At 34.4% G+C, this 20,125-nt stretch carries 24 protein-coding genes and 1 riboswitch; of the genes, 3 read left to right on the top strand and 21 right to left on the bottom strand.

The annotated features are described in order from the left end of the window. The 4 genes from ACFOZZ_RS11215 to ACFOZZ_RS11200 form a co-directional block, all read right to left on the bottom strand. Positions 1–448, bottom strand: a 448-nt coding sequence (locus ACFOZZ_RS11215; RefSeq protein ID WP_376815258.1) for a hypothetical protein, incomplete at its 3' end; no start/stop codon positions are given. A 268-nt stretch (positions 449–716) separates the two neighbouring features. Further along, positions 717–2,024 (bottom strand): ribosome biogenesis GTPase Der, encoded by a 1,308-nt coding sequence (gene der / locus ACFOZZ_RS11210; RefSeq protein ID WP_055233574.1) that lies wholly within the window; start codon positions 2,022–2,024, stop codon positions 717–719. A gap of 11 nt (positions 2,025–2,035) precedes the next feature. Next, positions 2,036–2,698 carry a (d)CMP kinase gene (gene cmk, locus ACFOZZ_RS11205; protein ID WP_055233575.1) on the bottom strand — a complete coding sequence of 221 codons (663 nt, stop codon included), beginning with the start codon at positions 2,696–2,698 and terminating at the stop codon, positions 2,036–2,038. A gap of 12 nt (positions 2,699–2,710) precedes the next feature. Further along, positions 2,711–3,322, bottom strand: a complete 612-nt coding sequence (locus tag ACFOZZ_RS11200) for a hypothetical protein (RefSeq protein ID WP_278780624.1) — start codon at positions 3,320–3,322, stop codon at positions 2,711–2,713. Between the two features lie 116 nt (positions 3,323–3,438). Between ACFOZZ_RS11200 and ACFOZZ_RS11195 the strand changes: the two genes are divergently transcribed. Next, the gene (locus ACFOZZ_RS11195) at positions 3,439–3,615 is read left to right on the top strand and encodes a ferredoxin (RefSeq protein WP_055233576.1); all 177 of its coding nucleotides are present in this window, start codon (positions 3,439–3,441) and stop codon (positions 3,613–3,615) included. Positions 3,616–3,644: 29 nt separating this feature from the next. Here the strand turns inward: ACFOZZ_RS11195 and ACFOZZ_RS11190 are convergent, their stop codons facing one another. Both ACFOZZ_RS11190 and ACFOZZ_RS11185 read right to left on the bottom strand, forming a co-directional pair. Continuing rightward, the gene (locus tag ACFOZZ_RS11190; protein WP_006504735.1) at positions 3,645–4,388 is read right to left on the bottom strand and encodes a pseudouridine synthase; all 744 of its coding nucleotides are present in this window, start codon (positions 4,386–4,388) and stop codon (positions 3,645–3,647) included. Positions 4,389–4,418: 30 nt separating this feature from the next. Beyond that, positions 4,419–4,973: a DUF5662 family protein gene (locus tag ACFOZZ_RS11185; protein ID WP_055233577.1), complete on the bottom strand. Its 555-nt coding sequence runs from the start codon at positions 4,971–4,973 to the stop codon at positions 4,419–4,421. Between the two features lie 113 nt (positions 4,974–5,086). Here ACFOZZ_RS11185 and ACFOZZ_RS11180 point away from each other — a divergent pair, with 113 nt between their 5' ends. After that, complete coding sequence (locus ACFOZZ_RS11180) at positions 5,087–5,449, top strand: hypothetical protein (protein WP_055233578.1); 363 nt, start codon at positions 5,087–5,089, stop codon at positions 5,447–5,449. A gap of 13 nt (positions 5,450–5,462) precedes the next feature. On the opposite strand, the gene scpB is transcribed toward ACFOZZ_RS11180, so the two are convergent. The 13 genes from scpB to ACFOZZ_RS11115 form a co-directional block, all read right to left on the bottom strand. Continuing rightward, entirely contained in the window at positions 5,463–6,053 is a 591-nt protein-coding gene (scpB, locus tag ACFOZZ_RS11175; RefSeq protein WP_055233579.1) for an SMC-Scp complex subunit ScpB, read from the bottom strand. Continuing rightward, positions 6,043–6,777: a segregation and condensation protein A gene (locus ACFOZZ_RS11170; RefSeq protein ID WP_055233580.1), complete on the bottom strand. Its 735-nt coding sequence runs from the start codon at positions 6,775–6,777 to the stop codon at positions 6,043–6,045. The genes scpB and ACFOZZ_RS11170 overlap by 11 nt, the downstream gene beginning before the upstream one ends. Before the next feature lie 10 nt (positions 6,778–6,787). Beyond that, positions 6,788–7,591, bottom strand: coding sequence for a folate family ECF transporter S component (locus ACFOZZ_RS11165; protein WP_055233599.1), 804 nt, complete (start codon positions 7,589–7,591; stop codon positions 6,788–6,790). Between the two features lie 119 nt (positions 7,592–7,710). Then, positions 7,711–9,090, bottom strand: coding sequence for an NAD(P)-dependent oxidoreductase (locus ACFOZZ_RS11160; protein ID WP_376815257.1), 1,380 nt, complete (start codon positions 9,088–9,090; stop codon positions 7,711–7,713). Beyond that, positions 9,087–10,514: a metallophosphoesterase family protein gene (locus ACFOZZ_RS11155; RefSeq protein WP_278780621.1), complete on the bottom strand. Its 1,428-nt coding sequence runs from the start codon at positions 10,512–10,514 to the stop codon at positions 9,087–9,089. Before ACFOZZ_RS11155 ends, ACFOZZ_RS11160 begins: the two co-directional genes overlap by 4 nt. Before the next feature lie 42 nt (positions 10,515–10,556). Continuing rightward, the gene (gene asnS / locus ACFOZZ_RS11150; protein WP_006506920.1) at positions 10,557–11,942 is read right to left on the bottom strand and encodes an asparagine--tRNA ligase; all 1,386 of its coding nucleotides are present in this window, start codon (positions 11,940–11,942) and stop codon (positions 10,557–10,559) included. Between the two features lie 5 nt (positions 11,943–11,947). Next, positions 11,948–12,592 (bottom strand): redox-sensing transcriptional repressor Rex, encoded by a 645-nt coding sequence (locus ACFOZZ_RS11145; RefSeq protein WP_055233582.1) that lies wholly within the window; start codon positions 12,590–12,592, stop codon positions 11,948–11,950. Beyond that, positions 12,585–13,598, bottom strand: a complete 1,014-nt coding sequence (tsaD, locus tag ACFOZZ_RS11140) for a tRNA (adenosine(37)-N6)-threonylcarbamoyltransferase complex transferase subunit TsaD (RefSeq protein ID WP_278860638.1) — start codon at positions 13,596–13,598, stop codon at positions 12,585–12,587. The genes ACFOZZ_RS11145 and tsaD overlap by 8 nt, the downstream gene beginning before the upstream one ends. Then, entirely contained in the window at positions 13,598–14,035 is a 438-nt protein-coding gene (rimI, locus tag ACFOZZ_RS11135; protein ID WP_055233584.1) for a ribosomal protein S18-alanine N-acetyltransferase, read from the bottom strand. The genes tsaD and rimI overlap by 1 nt, the downstream gene beginning before the upstream one ends. Continuing rightward, a complete protein-coding gene (gene tsaB, locus ACFOZZ_RS11130; RefSeq protein ID WP_376815256.1) occupies positions 14,026–14,631 on the bottom strand; it encodes a tRNA (adenosine(37)-N6)-threonylcarbamoyltransferase complex dimerization subunit type 1 TsaB in 606 nt (201 codons plus the stop codon). The genes rimI and tsaB overlap by 10 nt, the downstream gene beginning before the upstream one ends. Continuing rightward, positions 14,624–15,070 carry a tRNA (adenosine(37)-N6)-threonylcarbamoyltransferase complex ATPase subunit type 1 TsaE gene (gene tsaE / locus ACFOZZ_RS11125; protein ID WP_278860636.1) on the bottom strand — a complete coding sequence of 149 codons (447 nt, stop codon included), beginning with the start codon at positions 15,068–15,070 and terminating at the stop codon, positions 14,624–14,626. The genes tsaB and tsaE overlap by 8 nt, the downstream gene beginning before the upstream one ends. After that, the gene (locus ACFOZZ_RS11120; RefSeq protein ID WP_006506926.1) at positions 15,051–15,614 is read right to left on the bottom strand and encodes a DUF402 domain-containing protein; all 564 of its coding nucleotides are present in this window, start codon (positions 15,612–15,614) and stop codon (positions 15,051–15,053) included. The genes tsaE and ACFOZZ_RS11120 overlap by 20 nt, the downstream gene beginning before the upstream one ends. A gap of 142 nt (positions 15,615–15,756) precedes the next feature. Then, positions 15,757–16,302, bottom strand: coding sequence for an energy-coupled thiamine transporter ThiT (locus ACFOZZ_RS11115; RefSeq protein WP_055233587.1), 546 nt, complete (start codon positions 16,300–16,302; stop codon positions 15,757–15,759). 45 nt (positions 16,303–16,347) lie between these two features. Further along, a riboswitch (TPP riboswitch) is annotated at positions 16,348–16,449 on the bottom strand. 99 nt (positions 16,450–16,548) lie between these two features. On the opposite strand from ACFOZZ_RS11115, the gene ACFOZZ_RS11110 reads away from it, so the two are divergent. Continuing rightward, complete coding sequence (locus tag ACFOZZ_RS11110; protein WP_006506928.1) at positions 16,549–17,739, top strand: acetate/propionate family kinase; 1,191 nt, start codon at positions 16,549–16,551, stop codon at positions 17,737–17,739. 904 nt (positions 17,740–18,643) lie between these two features. Here the strand turns inward: ACFOZZ_RS11110 and ACFOZZ_RS11105 are convergent. Both ACFOZZ_RS11105 and ACFOZZ_RS11100 read right to left on the bottom strand, forming a co-directional pair. After that, positions 18,644–19,780, bottom strand: a complete 1,137-nt coding sequence (locus ACFOZZ_RS11105) for an IS110 family transposase (RefSeq protein WP_376815255.1) — start codon at positions 19,778–19,780, stop codon at positions 18,644–18,646. Positions 19,781–19,905: 125 nt separating this feature from the next. Further along, positions 19,906–20,125, bottom strand: a 220-nt coding sequence (locus ACFOZZ_RS11100; protein ID WP_376815254.1) for a hypothetical protein, incomplete at its 5' end; no start/stop codon positions are given.

The raw sequence follows: 20,125 nt of genomic DNA, 5'->3' as shown, positions 1-20,125 counted from the left end.
TAATCTGACCTTTTTCAACATAGAAGTAGCCACCACAATGTTCTACTACACCTGTATAAGTCCAGTCAATCGTACCATTCTCTACAAAGTACCATCCACCACAATGATAAATAACATCCCTTGTTTCTTCATTTAAGCGACCTTTATCAATGTAATACCAAGTGCCATCAATATAGACTACATCAGTTAACTTTATATCTACAGTCCCATTCTGTACATAATACTTTTCACCTTCATATTCAGCTAACCCTTTAAAGTCTTTGTTTACTTCTCCATCTGAATAATAGACAAATTGGTTATCTTCATACATAAGTCCTGACTTTGGTGTAATCACATCTTCTGTTGTTTCATCATCTAACGCATAAACAGAATGATTCAAAGCAAGAGGTACCTGAATAACCATAAAAGATAAAATCAAGCCTAATAACAACTTACTTAGCTTCTTCATGAAATGTCACCTCCTTTCTTTAGAATAGGATTATCATCCCATATTTATTCTACCCTTATAGTACGGTATAATAAATTATTTGTATTAAATGGTATTTTTATTATATTTAATGTTCAGATACTCCTCTAAACATATCCCTTTACTCATTATTTCTACTGCACCATCCTTGCCTAAATAACGAGATATCTTATTATAACAAGCCTAGTACCAATAAATATTTATTACTTCAAATTTCATTGCGCAAAAAAACTGACCTATTAAGTCAGTTTTAATCTCTTTTTCTACAGATAATATGTATTGGCGTTCCTTCAAACCCAAAACGATCTCTTAAGCAGTTTTCTAGATAACGCTTATATGAGAAATGCATGAACTTAGGATCATTTACAAATAATACAAATGTTGGTGGCTGTACAGCAACCTGGTTGGCATAATAGATCTTAAGTCTTCCACCTTCAAATGTAGTTGTAGGATTCATTGCCTGAGCATCTACAATAACATCATTTAATACACTTGTAGTCACACGTTTATGAGCATTCATGTATGCTTCTACAATTAAATCAAATAATGTATTAATACGCTGTTTCTTTAAAGCACTGACAAAAGCAATACGTGCATAGTCAAGATACTTAAACTGTTCTCTTAAGTTCTTTTCCATCTTAGCCATTGTCTTTTCATCTTTAGTCACAGCATCCCATTTATTAACAACTAGGACAACTGATTTACCTAATTCATGTGCATACCCCGCAACATGCTTATCCTGCTCAATAATGCCTCTTTCACCATCGACAACACAAAGAATAACGTCACTCTGTTCTACAGCCTTTAAAGCACGAAGTACTGAATATTTTTCAATATTCTCATAGACTTTACCCTTCTTACGCATACCTGCTGTATCGATGATTCTATACTTATACCCATCTTTTTCAAATGATGTATCAATAGCATCTCTTGTTGTTCCTTCAATATTAGAAACAATAACACGGTCTTCACCTAGAATCGCATTTGTAAGAGAAGATTTACCAACATTTGGTCTACCAATAATAGACACCTTGATTTCATCCTCTTCAAACTCATCTTCTTCATCTGGAAGCACTCTAATAACTTCATCAAGAAGATCCCCTACACCAATACCATGAGCACTTGATACAGGAATTGGTTCACCAATACCTAAGCTATAGAAATCATAAATGTTATCTCTAAATGCCACATCATCAATCTTATTAACAGCCAAAAGTACAGGTTTACCTGATTTCTGAAGCATTCTTGCTACAAAGTTATCTTCACTTGTTAAACCTTCACGTCCATTAACTACAAAGATAATAACATCAGCTTCTTCAATCGCAATCTCAGCCTGAGTCTTGATCTGTTCTGTAAAATCAGCATTCTTTAATTCAATACCACCGGTATCAATAATTCTAAATTCTTTTGTAAGCCAGCTTGCTTTCGCATAAATACGGTCTCTTGTAACACCTGGTACGTCTTCTACAATAGAAACACGTTCACCAATAATACGGTTAAATAATGTAGACTTTCCTACATTTGCACGACCTACAATCGCAACAATACCTTTTTTCATATTTCGCCTCCTTATTGAGTCTTCTTTTCAACTAAATCCATAATATGTGCAACAACTTCATCAATAGTCATATCTGAAGTATCAATTTCAATTGCATCATCTGCTTTCTTTAATGGAGAAATCTCACGTGTCATATCTGCTTCATCACGTGCAGCCACTTCCTTCTTGATTTCATCAAGATCAGAATTCAATCCACGACTTAAGTTTTCATTATGACGACGTAAAGCACGACATTCAATAGATGCCACCTGATAGATCTTTAGCTCTGCATTTGGTAATACGACAGTTCCAATATCTCTACCATCAAGAATAACGCCGCCTTCTTTGGCCATTTCTCTTTGTTGTGCAACTAAATATGTTCTTACCTTAGAATAAACAGAAACAATAGATGCACCTGCACTGATTTCATTCACACGAATATCTGCAGTTACATCACGATCATTTAAATAGACAGTGTTATCAGGCATTAATTTAATCTTAATTTCTGGTAATAAACGACAGACAGCATTTTCGTCATGGAAATCAACACCCTTTACAAGTGCATAATATGCAACACAACGATACATTGCACCTGTATCAATATAAGTATAACCTAGATTATTTGCGACTCTTTTAGCAATCGTAGACTTACCTGCAGCTGCAGGCCCATCAATCGCAATAGCAATTTTTTTCATTCTAAAATCCCCCTAAATATTCAGAAAAGTCATGATAATAAATACAATCACCGCAATGACAAGTAATGCGATTACACCATTCAAAATCTTTGTAAGTTTTTTATCTTCTTGTTTTTCCGGTAATGGTGCTTTCTTTTGTGCATGTTTATTTTTATAGTTTGGTGCACTTCTCACTACTGGTTCAGTTTTCACCGGTTCACGATATGATATTTCTTCACTGTATTTTCTAAAAGCTTCAACATCTTCTTCAGGTGACATAGCAGCCAACTTGTCCATCAAGCTACCACCCTTCACTGCATGCCCTCTTCTTAACTCAGACGTATGATAATCACAGATAGTATCCTGTGAAGAAGCATCCTCTTTCATTTGATTCAAAATATCAAGACGTGTATCCGTACGTGTTCTTGTTTTATTGAGATGATCCTCGTGCAATGATTCAAATGGGTTGCTTTCATATTTGAGTGTTTCATATGTCTTTGGTTCTAGACTTTCACGATGATTTGACTTTGGTATAAATGATAAGAAATCATCATCAGCATCATCCTCTTCATGAGGCACATAAGTATCATCATCGATATTGTCACGTAAATCCTTATACTTAGACATTCTTGTCTGTTCTGACATAAATTTCACCACCTAATCGTATTTATTATAGCATACCTATAAAATTAAGAAAATAACTTTCAAAAAACCTCATAATCCGCTATAATGGATATATATGAAATAAGGAGGATATGTAAATGAAAGTTAAAGTTAATGAAGGCTGCTTAGGTTGCGGTGCTTGCGCAGGAATCTGCCCAGACGTTTTTGAATTAGATGACGAAGGATTAGCAAAAGTAATCGTTGAAGAAACTGAAGATCCAGCTGTTCAGGATGCTATCGATGGCTGCCCAGTTGGCGTAATTGAAGCTGAATAATAAAGCAAGAGGATGCGATGCATCCTCTTTTATTTTTTGTTTGCGTTTTTCTTTTTTAAAGCCATTGTACGTAATACATTTACTTCATGTGGTTTTAAACGACGATAAGTACCAGGAGTTAATCCCTTTAAGTCAATTGGACCAATCATGATTCTTCTTAAACGCTTTACAGGATGTCCTACTTCTTCAAACATCTTCTTGATTTGTCTGTTCTTACCTTCTACTAAACGAATCAACAACATAGTCGTACCATGTTCTTCATCATTTCCAGTAATCGCAATTTCACAAGGTAATGTTTTAACACCTTCTAGATAGATACCTTTTTCTAGCTGGTTCTTTTCAGCCTTGGTAAGTAATCCCTTAACAGATACTTCATAGACTTTTTCTAAGTGACTAGATGGATGCATAATAAGGTTCGCAAATTCACCATCATTTGTCATAAATAAAGCACCTGTTGTATCATAGTCAAGTCTTCCTACTGGATAAACTCTTTCATTACTATCTGCAAAATAATCAGCTACACATGTACGATCATGTTCATCACTCATAGTACACACGCATTTTTCTGGTTTATAGAATAAATAATATACTTTATCTTCTTTATTAATAAGTTTTCCATTGACACAGATTGTATCTTTCTTAGTGACCTTAGTACCAAGTACTGTTACGACTTCACCATTCACTGTCACTTTACCTTGCTGGATGAGTTCTTCTGCTTTACGACGTGAAGTATAACCACTCTGTGCAATCACTTTTTGTAACCTTTCTTCCATTGTTCCACCCTTTCTTTTCCATTAACTAATCTACATGAAATCGTCCTTAAATTCAACAAAATATTCATCATAATCATGATGTCTATTTAGCATTTTAATTGTATCATCTAGTCCATGATCTTTTAAATAAACAAGCATGAAACGAATTAAGGCACGTGTTTCAGGATGTAATATATAAGAATATTGTCCTAATTCATAGTATTGTAAAGGAAAGGCATCTGTATAATTCTTTCCTTCATAAATCTTGCTTGCTGCAACTCTATCACAGAACATCTCTAGCACATAATTGTAAGGCATTTTAGCAGGAACCTGACCCTTTCTTGTAAAATCCACCCAGTATTCCCAATGATGCTTATTACGGCCTTTATGATGAAGCCAGGCTGTTGAGTAGCCTTTCTCATTTCTTTCAGCGCTATTAGGAGAATATGTTCCCTTATAATACTTAATACCTGTAATAAATTCACTTGGAGAATATTTAGATAAGTCATGTAATAAGCCCTGCTTATATAAATGTACTTTAAAGCATAGCTTGCCTACCAATATCTTATGTCTTGTAATTGTTTTAAAATGTCCCCAAATATGCACTGTATTTCCCTCATTTCTGTGTGTTTACCACTATAATATAAAATCATTCTTAAGTATATGTCTTTTCTTTTTATAATTCAATGATATAATGATAGAGAATTGGAGGTAGAACTATGGCATTTCACATTGAAATAGAAACAAATATTGATGATGCTTCACTTGATGTAGAAAGCTGTGAGGAAGTTATTACTTTCTTGGAGAACTCCTACGAAAATGTGAGAGCAGAAATATATAGCTACTGCTTAGGTATGCGTACATTAAGATATGCATTAATAAGTATTGTCGTATTAGGAATCCTTTTCTTTATTAGTCATTCTAAGTTATTCTTATTTGGAATGCCAATCGTGACACTGATGATCATGCTTGGTACCATTTCTCTTGCAGAATCAACTTCTGTGGCTGTAAAGAAACAGGTTAAAGAAAAGATTGAATATTATAAACGTCGTTTAAAACTATTAAAAGAATGTCAGTCATAAAAAAAGTCAGAAACTAATTCGTTTCTGGCTTTTCTTCTACCTTTTCCTGATATTTTGTATTGAAGATATCTTCTTCATCAAATTCAGATTCGATTTCTTTAAGTTCTGGTAATTCATCCAAGCTTTTTAAGTTAAAAGCATCCATGAATTCATCAGTGACGCCATATAAAACAGGTTTCCCTGGTGAATCCTCACGACCTACTTCCTTAATAAGGGCTTGTGCTAAAAGCTTACGAATCATTGATTCACAGCCTACACCACGTATTTCTTCAATACGAATTCTAGTAACAGGCTGATAATAAGCAACAATAGCCAATGTTTCTAACGCAGACTTAGATAGTTTTCTACCACTTGTAGTCATCATCTTCTTATAATAGACATCATGCTGTGATAATGTCACCATCTTATAAGTCCCACCAAAATCACATATATCTACACCCTTAACTGTTTTAGAAGCATAAAGAGAGAGTAATTCATCCATCAGTTCGTAAGCTTCCTTCTTAGTGATTTCTAATGTATCCGCAATATCTTTAATTGTAATGCCTTCATCACCATAGATATAAAGCATACCTTCTATGACTGATAAATACTCATTATTGTCCATAGTCTGTTCCTTTCAAATAAATCTTTTCAAAATTACCACTTTGAGCAATCAATAACTCACTGTTTTTCACTAAGACAAGAATAGAAAGGAATGTCACTATCGCAAAATAGCGGTCTCCTTCATCAAACAAGTCTTCAAAATCAACAGTTTTACCTTTATGACGCAAGAAATAACTTCTGATCTGTTCTGTTCTTTCATCAATAGATATTTCTACACGTGCAATTTTAGATTCAAGAGGATGCAATAGAGCACGTCTTTGCATTACTCTCTGCATCGCCTTGATCAAATCATAAACTTCCATTCCCTCAGGAATAGTTTCTTCACCACTAGGAAGATATTCTTCTAATGCTGAAGGTATTTTAGAATGCATTGTCTGACGTTTATCATAAGAGGCTTCAAAAGCTTCTAAGATACCATTAATGCGGTTCTTTTCAATCAGTCTTTCAATCATTCTCTTTCTTTCTGCTTCATAATCATCTTCTTCATCTATTTCTGGCTTAGGAAGAAGTAATTTACTTTTCATTTCAATAAGCCAGGCTGCCATGACTAAATATTCAGAGACAGCTTCTAAGAGAGAAGGATCCATAGTTTGAATATAAGCGAGATACTGGTCACATACCGCCGCTACATCAAGATCAAGAAGATCCATATCATGTTCTTTTATTAGATGAAGCAAGAGATCGAGCGGCCCAGTAAACTGGTCTACAGTGACCTGGTATTCCATATCCTTACTCCTATTTATATAATTTATCCATCTGTTTCAATAATGGGAATCCAATAATGATTTCTAATGGGATAATAAAGCATGCCTTAATCACTCGAATACTTACAGATACCACAAATGGAATGCCATACATAATCTGTAGCCAGAAAGGTGTTAAGCAGAATGTAATTGCAAGTTCTACTAAAATAACACTTAATAGCCAAGTACCAAATAATGACACATCATTGTCTTTCATATTCTTTGTGCGTTTCAACATAAAAAGAATAAAACCTATAGAGGCAATAAGGCAGAGTCCAATCATAACACCTTTTTGCAAAGATGTTAATGTATAAGTGACTTTACCAATAGAGATTGTTTTTTGTAAAGCAACAAAAAGCGATCCTGCTCCACCAAATAATGCAATCATGAGACATACAACTTTACCAAATCGTTTTCCATCTACATTCTTTACTTTTACAGCAATAAGTGATGGAATCAAACCAATCAATACCTGATTGAGTGTAAATCCAAAGAATGGGAATCCTGTTGGAGAAATCACTAAACCAAGTAAATCAGTAATTAAACCAATGAGATAAGCATAGCTAGGTGAAAGAATAATACCTGCCAACATAACTGGAATATATTCAAAACCAATCTTTAAGCTTTCAGCACCAAATAACGGTACCATAATAGTAAGTCTCTTTAGAATCAATGTGATGATAATAATCAAAGCACTAAATGCGAGCTTTTTGGTATTTCTTCTTTCTAATGGATAAACCTTAAAACAGTAAATACCAAGTAATACTAAAATACATACAATAATAATTTGAATCATTTTTTTAAATGCTACAATAAACAAATGTTTCTGTTTCAACCTATCGCTAGTCCACAGACGTTAATTCCGATCATCTCTGACCGTACACTTGCCTTCTTATAGGCTCCTCCTTTTCCTTTTTAACAGTTATTACGGTCCTCACCTTTAATAAAAGCGATAATGTTTTCACGTACTTCAAAAATCAAACGATGTCTTGCTTCTACTGAACCCCATGCAACATGTGGTGTGAAAACGACCTTTTGAGGATCAACACTATATAAAGGGCTTGTTGAAGGAAGTGGTTCTTTTTCAAATACATCTAAACCTGCTCCTGCAATAAGGTTATTATTTAATGCATCACTTAGTGCTTCTTCATCGATAATAGGACCTCGTCCTACATTGATGAGGTAGGCTGTATCTTTCATCTTCTTGAAAGCTTCTGCATCAAATAAATGTTCTGTCTCTTTTGTAAGAGGTGAATGAATAGAAATAATGTCACTTGTTTTAAGTAATGTATCAAAATCCACCTGCTTGAAGTGTTCATCCTGATGATGTCCAGTTGTAGAATAATACTGCACCTGACATCCTAATGCTTCCGCAATACGTGCAACGCGCTGACCGATTGCGCCTAGACCAACAATTCCCCAAGTCATAGTAGATAGTTCATGGAATGAATAACCAAAGAATGAGAAGACCTTATCCTTTTCATATTGCTGTGATTTTACATAACTATCATAGCGTGATGTATGTTCAATAAGTTCTAGACATAATGCAAGAGTAAGCTGAGCAACAGCTTCAGTAGAATATCCTTTTACGTTGGCTACTCGGATTCCCTTTTCTTTTGCATAATCTAAATCTACATTGTTTGTGCCAGTGGCTGTTACCGCAATCATCTTAAGATATGGACAGCGGTCAATTTCTACTTTTCTAAACAGATTCTTATTTGTAATAACGATATCTGCATCCTTACAAAGAGAAATAACATCTAACTGGTCTACATTTTCATGATAAGTCACTCTTCCAAGATCATCAAAGATATGTGTGTTAACATCCTTCCCTAATGTTTCTACCTGCAAGAAGACAATACGAAGTTCCTGATGTAACAAACCAAGAATTTCTTCTTTTGTATGGTCCTGCATCATCTTACCAAAAATAATACATTCGTTAAAGTCTAAAACTTCAGCTTCATGTAATTTACCGCAAACTTTTCCATCAATCATCTCATAAGTCAGCATTCCACCCATCATGGCCATCCCTAATGCTTTAGAGGTAATGCCTTCATCATCATTAATTGCTTCAAGAATCACTTCTTTAAAGTGTGGATCTGCTTCAATAGATGCTTCAATGACATCTTTTAATGTATCATGCTTGAGAATTTCTTTTCTAAATGCATCATGATAGATAAAAGGTAATACAATATCATATAGTTCCATAGGAACTGGTTTTTCATATCCCTTAGAGAAATTATATAAAATCGCAATCCCTAAGCGTTCATCTTTCATTTTATCAACTAATTTCATTTATCTTCCTCCATTAAATATACTTCAACACGTTTCCTTTCTGCTTTCTTGTTATCATCATAGAAAATCAGACATGTTTTCATCTTCTTATCCATATAATCATATCGTAATACATTATAAGAATAATAATGACTTTCACTTTCTTTTAAACCACCTGTTGCACTTCCTGCTGAGATATAGTATGTACCATTTTTATTCATGAAATAAGGGACATGCTTATGACCATGAAGGACATATTTAATATGACGTTGTTGAAGCCATGTTGCAAACATATTAGCATCTACAAGTGCTTTAGATTTATCCAATATACTTCCAAATATAGATTTTTCACGCCATCGTATTTTTAAGAAGTCCGACTTAGAGACTTTAAATACATGATGGTGTAGTAAGACCACAATCGTATAATCTTCTAGATTTTCTATTCCTGCAAGTTCTGAGTCTATTTGGTCTAATTGTCTTCTTGTGATCATTCCTCTAGCTAAGTTACCACCAGCATTAGAATCTATCTTTACAAGTATAATCTTATCTTTTTCTATAACCTTGATCTTTTCACCTAGTAAATAGGCTATGACTTTTGTACGTTGTCTTCCACCAATACTTAAGCCTTTTACTATCATATCATGGTTACCTAACACAAAAGTGATATCTGCCTTATATCTCTTTCTAATCATTGTCATAAAGCTATTGGCCTGATACATATTCTTTGTATTAGGAGAATTCATGAGATCACCTGTAATAAAGACCTGTTTACTATGAGGACTATGTGCATATTGATCACATTCATCCATAGAATCTAAGAGATTAGAAACTGCCTTAAGTTTCTTTTTAGGTCCTAGATGTAAATCAGATAGATGGTAAATAAAAGAAGAATGTCCTTCTTTATTAAACATTGTCTTCTCATCAATCTTTTTCTGTAATGCCTTTGACTGGGAATTACTATGCAATGGGTAAAAGGCTGCATGTTTAGAATTAAATATGAGTCCTCCAGGCCATTCATCTGCATAAAATAAAGCTTCAAGTAGTCCAGGAAATGGGTCTAAGAAAGACAAGTCTTCCTGCTTAAAAGGTTTGCTTATTGTAAAGATATAATCCACTCCTGTAAAAGAATAGTTTTCAATTTCTTTATTTGTACCAGGAATAAGAAACAAGAAAGTCTTATCTTTAAAGAAAGAACGAATACGTTGTAAACCTTCTTGTAAATTGGTATGTGTCAGCATGGATACATCTTTAATTGTCATATCAGGACAAATCATACTGAATGAATACTCATCAATCATATCAAGTTCTTTAAATTCTATGTGATGATTTCTTAACCACTGTCGATAATCATTAAAAGACTGATAATTCAATAAAGCACGAGAAAAAGCACGGTCATTATGGTAAATCATATTAAAAAAAGTATTGATGCCATTAAATTCATCCATAATATTACTTCCTTTAAGAAAAAAGACCACATATGTGGTCTTTTAGAATTTCAAGTTACGTGGTGTACGTGGGAATGGTTCTACATCTCTAATGTTAGCCATACCAGTTAAATACATTAAGAAACGGTCAAAACCTAAACCGAATCCAGCATGCTTACATCCACCAAAGCGGCGTAAATCCATATACCACTGTAGTGTCTCTTTATTCATGCCCTTTTCATCCATTAGCTTTTCAAGAACGTCATAACGTTCTTCTCTCTGTGAACCACCAACTAATTCACCGATGCCAGGTACTAATAAGTCACATGCTGCAACTGTCTTGTTGTCATCATTTAAACGCATATAGAATGCTTTGATTTCTTTTGGATAATCTGTTAAGAATACAGGACCACCTACAACTTCTTCACAGATATAACGTTCATGTTCAGCATTTAAATCAATACCCCATTCAACCTTGTTATCAAACTTCACATCAGCCTTTAATAAATGATCAATAGCTTCTGTATAAGTCATACGTGCAAAGTGAGAATCTCTAACCTTTGTGATACGGTTGATACAGTCATGGTCAACCATCTGTTCAAAGAATTTCATTTCTTCTGGAGCATTATCTAGGCAGTACTGAATACAGTATTTAACCATTTCTTCAATTAAACACATATCATCTTCGAGGTCTGCAAATGCGATTTCTGGTTCTACCATCCAGAATTCACTCGCATGTCTTGATGTATTTGAGTTTTCAGCTCTGAATGCTGGTCCAAAAGTATAAACATCTCTAAATGCCATAGCGAATGCTTCTACATGTAACTGTCCTGTTACTGTTAAGTAGGCTTCTTTTTCAAAGAAATCCTTAGAGAAATCAGTATCATCAATAGTTGTTACTCTAAACATTTCTCCAGCACCTTCACCATCATTAGATGTGATGATTGGTGTATGTACATAGACGAATCCCTGATCCTGGAAGAATTCATGAATAGCCATAGATAATACAGATCTTAATCTGAAGATAGCATAGAATGAATTTGCTCTTGGTCTTAAATGAGGGATTTCTCTCATAAATTCAAAAGAGTGTCTCTTCTTCTGTAATGGGTAATCACTATCACAGTCCCCTTCAAGAATAATTTCAGTGGCTTCTACTTCAAATGGCTGCTTTGCATCAGGTGTTAATTTTAACTTACCTAATACATGAATAGCTGAACCAGTTGCGATATGTGAAACTTCATCAAAGTTCTTTAATTTTTCTTCTAAATAAACAACCTGACAATTTCTAAAATAAGAACCATCATTTAATGCGATGAATCCTAGTTTACCACTATCTCTATTTGTTCTTACCCATCCTTCTAATTCAACATACTCTACGTTATCTGTTTCTACAGCATTATCTGCACGACAGATTTCATAAAGTTCTCTTACTGTCATAAATTCAAACATCCTTCTTACTCCTTTGTATTTGATTTCATCTTTAATTCTAATTCTTGTATTGCTACAACGACATCCACATTCTGTACCTCTACTCCCTGAGGCACAATAAAATGAGAGTGGGTGAAGTCTACAATGCCTTTAATCCCTAATGCCACTAAACGATCCACCATTTCCTGAACATTATCAGAAATCGCAAGAATCGCAATCTTACAGTCCTTAGGGAATGTTTTTTCCAAATCATCACTCTTATGAATCTTGACACCAAAACGTTCGCCTTCAATATTAGCATCCTTATCATAAGCACAGACAATCTGTCCAACTGTGTATTTCCAGCGGTTATATTTCAAAATAGCTGATCCCAAGTTACCTACACCAATCAAAATAATTGGTTCATCAAGTCCTAAACCTAAAAAGTCACTGAGTGTTTCAATCATCTCTTTTGTATCATAACCATAACCTCGTTTGCCCAGTGTATTCTTCTGAGGCAAAAAGCCAAAGTCACGACGGATAGTCGTATCCTGGATATGAGTAACTTCCGCAAGTTCACTCGATAAGAAGTTCTCTTTGCCTTTATGTCCCATAACTCTTAAAGCCTTCAAATAAACAGGAAAACGTGTCATCGTCGCACGTGAAATTTTCTGTTTCTTTTCATTACTCATAGTTGTCTCCTACACTTTCCGCCTCTAAGTCATAATCTGGCTTAACAGACAAGTCCAAAGGGGCAAACATATTGTATTTATACATGATACTTGCAGCAGATGCAATCATTGCTGCATTATCTGTACAATACTTCATTGGTGGAAAAATAACAGGAATATCACTTGTACTCATTTTTTCTCTGAGACCTTTGTTCGCACTCACACCACCTGCTACAATAATCTGCTTTACACCAAGATCATGAGCAGCAGCTAGGGCTTTAGAAGTAATCGTATCCATAGCCACATCCTGGAATGAGCAGGCTAAGTCATTGCCATTGATTTCCTCTCCTCTTTGGTCTGCATTATGCTTTAAGTTGATGACAGCGCTCTTTAAGCCACTGAAGCTGAAGTTATAGCTTCCATCATCAAGTGGTTTTGGAAGTGTATAGCTATGAGTTCCCTCATGCGCCATTTTATCTAAAACAGGTCCTCCAGGATATGGAAGATGTAGAACACGTCCTACCTTGTCATAGGCTTCACCAATTGCATCATCAAATGTTGTACCAATGACTTCAAAAGAGAATTCCTTTTTCATATAAACAAGTTCTGTATGTCCTCCTGAAACAACAAGAGCCATTGCAGGATATTCAATATCATTCACTAGTTCATTAGCATAAATATGCCCCGCAATATGATGTACACCAATAAGTGGTTTGTTTAAATAAATAGCCAATGTCTTGGCTTCCTGCATACCAACATGCAAAGAACCTACAAGTCCTGGTCCTTTTGTGACTGCAATTGCATCAATCTCCTCTAAAGAGATTTCTGCCTGTCTTAATGCTTCCTTTAAAACAGTGCTGACACATTCAACATGTTTACGGCTGGCAATTTCAGGAACAACCCCACCATATTGTTTATGGATATCAATCTGTGATGCAACAACATGACTTAATAAATCTTTTCCATCCTTTAAGATTGCAACACTCATTTCATCACAGCTTGATTCAATAGCTAGAATAACAGCCATTATTTTTCCTCCTTTCTTACCATGAGATAAGCATCCTCATGGTCTGCATAATAATCTTTACGTATAGCACATATCTCATAGCCATACTTCTTATATAAACAAATCGCACGTTCATTTGATACACGCACTTCTAAACTATAATTAATACACCCCTTATTATGTCCTTCTTTTAATCCATAATCCATCAATAACTTAGAAAAGCCTTTTCCTTGATAATTTGGATCAATACCAATTGTAGTTAGTTCACAGTTTTCATAAGCATACCAGAATCCTGCATAACCAACAATTTTGTCATCTACAAGAACATAGTAATGGGCATAATCATTTGTTTTTAGTTCATGAAGAAAATCTTCTTTAGACCAGGCAGGGGTAAATAATAACCCTTCTAGTCTTTCAATCTCATCAAGATCATCTTCCTGCATTTCTCTTAATAACATGCTTTTTTAGCCTCAACATCTTTAATATAAGTTGGTACTAATAGATCAACATTCTTGATTGGATCAGCCATCTGTCCTAATGCATAAATATTAGCACAAAGATCACATTCTTTTTCATCTAACCCAAGACAGCCTACTTCACCTACAAGTTCAAAGTCTTCATATTCAGCACGTAATAGGGTAAAATCTTCTAAAGTCATGACCTGTTCCTTAATTAAAGGAAGACCATTTTCATAAACACCAACAAAGACCTTGTGTCCTCTTGCATCAATAACACTTAGTGCCTGATTCATACCTGCATAAGCGGCTAACGAACTCACAGATTTAATTCTTACATCAGACACTGCAGCAAGTGTCTTTGCGATAGTCATTGCAACTCTGACACCTGTATAAGAGCCAGGTCCTGATGTAATAATCATCTCATTCACATCCTTTAATGCAATATGATGACGATCAAGTACTTCCTTTAATGAAGGAATTGCTTTTTCTGATTGTCTTCTAGAACCTTTTTCCTGGAAGGCTTCTAGACACATATTATCCTTAAATAAGCCTACAGCTAAATAACTATTTGATGTATCCATCACTAAACTAATCATGTGTAACCTCCCTCACATAGTTCTCATACTTTTCACCAATAGGATGAAGCTTTAAAGAACGTGTTTCATCTTCATTCTTTATTATTTCTATTTCTAATCTTTCTTCTGGAATAATGTCTTCAATAAACTGTGGCCATTCAATCACACATAAGCCATCATCTTCAAACATCTCTTCAAATCCCAAATCATCATCTGCCCCTTCTAGGCGATATGCATCAAAATGATAAAGGGTCATACGTCCAGAATAAACCTTCACAATAGTAAAAGTAGGAGAATTGATGATCTTCTTGATTTCAAGTCCCTGTCCAATTCCTTTTGTGAATGTAGTCTTACCAGACCCTAGATCCCCTGTTAATGTGATAATAGAATGGGGAAAGATTGTTTCTCCTATACGTTTACCAAAAGCAATCATTTCAGCTTCATTTTTTAAGTTTATCATTTTTAGTTCCTCTATTTTTCATCATCTGCTGATACTTATTATACCACTCCTGGGCAAATCCTGCACGAAAAGGACCAGATGCATTCATCGTCATCACAATCAAACGATTGAGCTGTTCATGGAATATCTCATCTAATTCATCTGAATATTGATATTTAATACGATGAGCCGCATATTCACCTTCATCTAGTACTTTATAACGATAGCCAGGCCATACCTTTAAATCAAGGTCATAATCAATATACTTAAGTGCTTCTCCATCATATAATATAGGAGAGGCAATATTACAATAATAATAGATACCATCACTACGGATCATACAAATTACATTATACCATCTATCCTTAGGAAAATAACAGATAGCTGGTTCTTTAGTGACCCAGGAACGACCATCTGATTCTGTAACTAATGTATTATTATTTATACCGATAAAATGGCGATCTGTTTCTTCTAATATTTTACAGCGTGACCACGTACGATGTGGCTTACCGTCATGTTTATAGCAATGGATGAGCACATCCTGCCCCACTAATGAATTCTTCATAATCAAACCTCTTTCAACCTATCGAATATAATAGCAAAAAACAGGTGAAATGTACATAAACCTCACCTGTTTTTTGCTAAATAAAGCCTTTTTAAGTTATCGTTTTCTGTTCAAAATAAAAAATAACAGTGGTTTCCCACTGTTAAATAGCCTTAAATGCTTTCTGAAGTTTTGGATAAATAAGTGCAAACACTACATAAGTTAAAATAAGTGTACCTACATTATAACCAATGTTGTATAAGAATGAATAAACCCAAGGATTCATGTTCTTAGGTGCATAACTTACAAATAATACAGCACCAGATAATAAATGTGAAATGAACTTAAGGATCATTCCTACAAAAATACCTGTATAAACTTCAGTCTTGCCTAATTTAAAATTAGGAATAAAACCTGCAATACCAAGTGCTGATAATGGTACAAGATAGTCTAATACAACAGACCAAGGTCCATAATATGAAGCAAGACCTAATACAAACTGCATAGCAGTGGCACCAACACCGACAATAATTCCATATTGTGCACCCATTAAATAACTTGCAAGTACGATTGGTAATAAACTTAAAGTAATAGAACCACCCTGTGGCTGTCCTGGAATCACCTTAAATAGTACTTCTAGAACTAACTGCATAGCAATAAATAACGCAACATAAGCAATTGCTCTAGTGGATAATGTCTTCTTATTCATTTTATAATCTCCCCTTTCCAATGACTAAAATGACGCAAAGAAGTCATTAAAAAAGTGCGGCCTCTCTACGCTGGTATTACCCAGATCAGATGCTAAGGGTCAAGGCTTTCACCTATCTCAGCAATAAATGCGCCCCTGGCAGTAATAATTATATTACAGAATATTCTTTTTGTCACGTAATCTAAATTTATAGTAGAAATGTTAGGGGTTTCTGTTTATAATAGGGGTGTTTAGGAGGATATAAGCATGTCAAAAGTTTTAGCAGTTAACTGTGGAAGTTCTTCATTGAAATTCCAGTTATTTGAAATGGATACTGAAAGTGTTATCACTTCTGGTATTATCGAAAGAATCGGTATGGAAGATTCAATCTTCACTATCAAGTACAATGGTACTAAAGACAAGAAGATTTTTGCAGTTCCTACTCACAAGGAAGCTGTACAGGTATTACTTGATACATTAATTGAAAAAAAGATTGTTGAACGTTTAGATGAAATCAAAGGTATTGGTCATCGTGTCGTACAGGGTGGTCCTTATTTCGATAGTTCTTGTGTTGTAGATGATGATGTGATCGCTAAGATTGATGAATTATCACCACTTGCACCACTTCATAACCCTGCACATATTATCGGTATCAATGCATTTAAGGAAGCTATTCCTACTGCAGGTGCTGTTGTAGTATTTGATACAGCATTCCATCACTCTATTAAGCCTGAAAATGCAGTTTACCCTATCCCATATAAGTTCTATGAAGAAAACAAGATTAGAAAATATGGTGCACATGGTACTTCTCATTACTATGTTTCAAAGCGTACTCAGGAATTATTAGGTAATCCTGAACATGCTAATATCATTGTATGTCATTTAGGTGCTGGGGCTTCACTTTGTGCTGTAAAAGACGGTAAGTCTATTGATACTTCTATGGGTCTTACACCTCTTGCTGGTGTCATGATGGCAACTCGTTCCGGTGATATTGATGCATCAGTTGTAGACCACTTAATTGAAAATCTTGGATATGATATGAAGACTGTATTCAAAATGTTAAATAAGGAATCTGGTTTATTAGGTGTATCTGGTGTATCTGGTGATATGAGAGATATCATTGATGCAAAGGATGCAGGTAACCAAAGAGCAAAATTAGCTTTTGATATGTTTAGAAAACGTGTTGCTGATTATATTGGTTCTTATTTTGTAGAACTTGGACATGTTGATGCAATTTCATTCACTGCTGGTATTGGTGAAAACAGCTTTATTGCAAGAGAAGCAATTATTGATCTAGTAAAAGAAGCATTGGGCATCGTATTAGATGATAAGGCTAATGTAGAAGGTCATGGCGAAAGATTAATTTCTGCACCTGAATCTAAGATCAAGGTATTTGTAGTACCAACTGATGAAGAATTAGTTATTGCTAGAGATACAAAAGAATTATTAAACTTATAAGAAACTACTTCAGTTTTCTATAAAGACTAACAAAAATGTCCTCCAGGTATTCATACACCTGGAGGACTTTTTTACTTATTTTTATATTTAATCGCTCTTTTTAAGTAAATTTTTGCTTGAGGTTAACTTATTCAAAAAAATCCCATAACAATACTCGTAATATGCTTCCTGAATTGAAATGGGCATAGCTCATACAATTTAGATATTGAAGATTTCTGTATCCACAATCGTTCTAAGAATCACAGATGCCATTTCCTTTATCTTGAATGTATACTTTTCCAGTTTCTTAAGAATTAGAAAATCTGATGTTAAGCTAAATTTGATAATCTAGTAGCAATATTTTTCTTAAACTTGGTGAAAAATAAAAAAGCCTCTCTGATTTTAAAATCAAAGAGGTTTTTGGTATTTAGTCGCTTAACTTAATACCATTGAGTGCCTAAGCACTCTTCTAAACACGTTTACCATTCACTACTTTATAGTAAGTTCCTTTATTGTTCACCTGGGCATAACCAGAATAATTCCAATCTGTTATGAAATGACGATTGTCAAGTGGAAATAACACATTTCTTTGATTTTCGTTTTTTCCGTTTTTTCATTTTATTCTGTTTTTTAAATCAAGGACATAGGACAAGAAACTTCTATACAGATTTATCGGCGGTTGGCCACTCTGTTATACGTGGATTGGTTACCTCAGGTCAATGGTTTCGCCGCAAGTTTCTTTGTCTATGGTCGTGAATCAAATCTTTGGAATAAAAAGTGTCTACATAGATTAGTCTTGAATAACTTTAACCATCTTCTTATAGAGATTTCCTGTCCAATAGCCTCGATTCTTTTTTGTTACTAAATATTAATTTTATTAACGACAATCAAAAATGTTGTCTAATAAGTTTAAGTCCTTTTATAATCAACTACATAAATCAATATGATCTGTCATAATACCCCATATAAAGCATGCAAGTTCTCTTGCGATAGCTGTTTTAGCTACATTATATTTTTTACCTCGCAAAATCATTCGATAGTATTTTCTTCTCAATCTTTCATTGGCTTTATCCGCGTATGCTACTACTTCACTGCTGCATTTTTCCTGTCTCGCTTTCAAATCTTTTGATTTAAATCCCACTTTCCCTCGTGTATAACCTTGTGCTGCTTCAACCAGTAGTTTTCTTAAGTGATTATTCCCCGCTTTGGTGATTCCAAGCTTATTTACATGACCTCCTGATGAGTCATCTCCAGGAATCAAGCCTAAATATGCCGAATATATGTTTCCTTTTTTAAAACGATTGAAATCACTTGTTTCCACGATCAAAGATAGTGCAGTATGCGTTTTAATACCAATTAAACATTGTAGCTGTTGCACTTTTTCTACATATTCCTCTTTTAATGATACTTCTTCAATTTGTTTATCCAAAGTCTCTACACGATCACATAAATGATTATATTCAATCATATATTCTTTTAAGGTATCTTGAAGTAATGGTTCACTAAAAGAAATTGTATTTATCCAATCAATATGTTTTCTTGTCCAGTAACTTTTTCCATTGAATTGTTTACCATTGCGTGTCAAAAACGCAATTATTTGTTGCTTAATGCTTTTTAAGTTTTCTTTTATATCATCTCTCATACGAATAAACTCTTTTACTGAATTATCAAGTTCAGTAGGAACATGTACAGCAGAATATCCACCATAAGCCAAACATTCCGCAATCATCTTGGCATCACGATAATCATTCTTGAGTTTTCTTCCACCTTTTTCAGTTTTCATGGTTGTTGGAGCCAGGATAACACATTCCACACCTTTCTCTTTTAATTCATGATATAAAGAATATCCCAGACATCCTGCTTCATAGCCACATACAATATTTAGTTCTTCATTTTCGTGTTTCTTTTTAAAAGTTTCAATAACATGAATGATCTTTTTAATTTCAGGTTTTACCTGTGTAATACAGTGAACTGTACCATCATGTTCAAAAGATGGCTCAAAAATGCATAAAGTGTAGTTTGTAGTATGGACATCCATCCCAATTTTTATTATTCTATTCATAGGTAACCCTCCTTATTTGTTTGCGGTAATCCCACAATACTATGAATTGTTATTTCTACTCAAAGTATAGTGGTAAATCCACGATTGAACAATTAAGGAGAGTTACTTTTTTTGTTTCCTCCTCGTCATTTCATATTGTCTAATACACCATGATCAATATAGTAATAACCACCTGCATGATAGGCTAAACCTGTATAGTTCCAATCAAGAACACCGCCTCTAATATAATACCATGTACCAAAGTACTGGAATAAATCAGTATAGTTCCAGTTTAACTTACCATTTTCTACATAATACCAAGTACCATAGTATTTAGTTAGATTAGTGAAATTCCAATCTAACTGT

Source organism: Catenibacterium sp. GCM10023432 (assembly GCF_042651925.1).
Lineage (GTDB): Bacteria > Bacillota_I > Bacilli_A > Erysipelotrichales > Coprobacillaceae > Catenibacterium > Catenibacterium mitsuoka.
Note: the sequence above shows the minus strand (reverse complement) of the source record. Positions and strands in the feature narration are given on the sequence as shown.